Here is a 2,164-nt window from a genome sequence, read left to right on the forward strand (position 1 = left end):
CAGACCCGTTGCCGGCGAGCTTGGTGTCGGACCTTTGTATTGACGCAGGAGGGACACTCTGGGTGGCGGGGGACTGGATAGACTATACACACTACGATCCCTATGCATCCTACCTTTGCCGCTGGGACGGAGCGGAGTATGTGACGTTCTGGCCTTGGCATCGCGACTTGCCTAGCAGGATCAACTCGATGACATGCGCGCCGGACGGCGAGGTTTGGTTCGGGACGGACGAGGGCGCGTATAGCTTCGACGGGCGAGACTGGGATGAGTACCTGCCGGGCGAGCGGGTAAGCAAGGTTAAGATAGGCCCAGACGGGCAAGTGTTTGCCATCTGCTATGTCTCTGATTACGCCCGGGTCGTCAAGCGCTTTGACGGAGCTAGGTGGAGGACCGAGTATGAGCCTGACTGGTCGGGACAGGAGATAACCGATGTCGCTCTGGACAGCAAAGGCGTGCTTTGGGTATCCTGCGGTTGCAGCTACCTGGACCCGCCCTACGATTATGCGGGGATTCGTTCTTGGGACGGCGAGAACGAGGTGAAGTACGAGCTCGGATGCGAATACAGCGCGATCGCTGTCGATGACGACGATGTTGTCTGGGCCACGTGTGGCTACATCACTGAAATCGCGAACGGGAGGGTAACAAGACGATGGTACCGGGCTGACCTCGCCGCATGCAGCGCAGCTGCTCCCCTCTTCGTCGATAGTCGGAACCGCAAGTGGTGCAAGGGCACGCAAGACAAAGGGGATTCATACCACTACCAGCCCGGGCTCCTGTGTATCGACCAGGACGAGCAGGTTCGCTTCTATTCGACCAGCGACGGACTGTGCTCTGGGGAGATCAACGATATCGACGAGGACCGATATGGCAATATGTGGGTCTCGACTGAACGAGGCATAAGCGTTCTGCTGGAGGAGTCATCTTTCGATCTAGGCGCGGGCGTTCTGGTTGACGAGAGCATTCCGCCAAATCTGAGCGCATCAGTTTCGCTCTCCTATCTCGGCCCGCCGACGGGCGTTGACGTTTACGCTGCAATTCAGGCGCCGAGCGGGCAAGTGTTCTACGTGGCGCCTCAGGAGGCGGAGCCGCCGTTTCCGATATTCTATGAGGCGTTCGATGGCAGCACTGAGTTCTTGCAGCCGGGGCCGAACTACGATGGCCCGGGCTCGATACCGAACACGCCGGACATGAAGGCCCTCGCTGCGCCGGCATTGCCCCTCGCAGACCCACCCGACGGCAACGGCCCCACCGGCCTGGCGCTCTTCGCCTATCCCGTGCCCTACTACGCGAACGCGCCGCTGCCCGCATACGGCTCCATCGACGACCTCATCCTGCTAGACGCCACCCTCCCCGAGCAGGCCCCAGCCGGCGCATACACGTTCCACATCGGCCTCACCGGCCCCTCATCAATCTCAAACCTCTATCGCTCCGCCTCATCCCCCTTCGAGGTCAGTAACGAATGAGCGTTTAGGAGAACATTCGGATGAGAATGGCGTGACCGTCTCCACGATTGAATATGACAAGATGAACAGGCCCGTCAAAAAGACTAACGCTCTGGGCAACTCGTACGAGTTCGAGTACAGCGACAAAGGCGACTGCACCAAGCGCACGGACGCGAAGAGTCAGATAACCAATTATACTTACGACGCGGACCACCGACTTATCGGCATCGACTACCCCAACGACTCAGACGTAACCATCGAGTGTGATCAGGTTGGCAACAGGACCAAGATAAGCGACGGTGTAGATGACATCACGTTTCAATACAACCTGAACGGGCAGCTGACCAAACTGACCAACTCGGCCGCCAGCAGCGCCTCGATTGAGTATGAATATAATGATGTGGGGCTTCGGAGCTGGATGCGGGACTACGAGGGCGAGTATTGCTACTACGGATACGACGACCTTCTGCGTCTGACTTCGATAGCATACCCGACTGGCGGCACGGTGACGTTCGATTATGCGACCAGCAGCAGTTTGCGAACCAAGATCGACCTGCCTAACGGGGCCTACACCGACTACCAATACGATCTCAAGGGCCAGGTCACGTCGGCCGCATCCCGCAAGTCGGACGAGACTCTTCTAGAAAGCTACTCTCACGAATACGACCCCGTAGGGCGCCTCGTCGGCATCGAGGACGAGGATGCTAACGAGACGTCGCTTG

General features: G+C 58.6%; 2 protein-coding genes. Both read left to right on the top strand.

Features of this window, described 5'->3' with window-relative positions; all coding sequences use genetic code 11:
• Nucleotides 1–1,463 (top strand): two-component regulator propeller domain-containing protein (locus VM163_04480; GenBank protein HUT03130.1); only part of this gene is annotated, 1,463 nt, incomplete at its 5' end.
• Nucleotides 1,464–1,494: 31 nt separating this feature from the next.
• Nucleotides 1,495–2,164: hypothetical protein (locus VM163_04485; GenBank protein HUT03131.1), on the top strand; the 670-nt coding region annotated here is incomplete at its 3' end.

Source organism: bacterium (assembly GCA_035527515.1).
GTDB lineage: Bacteria > B130-G9 > B130-G9 > B130-G9 > B130-G9 > B130-G9.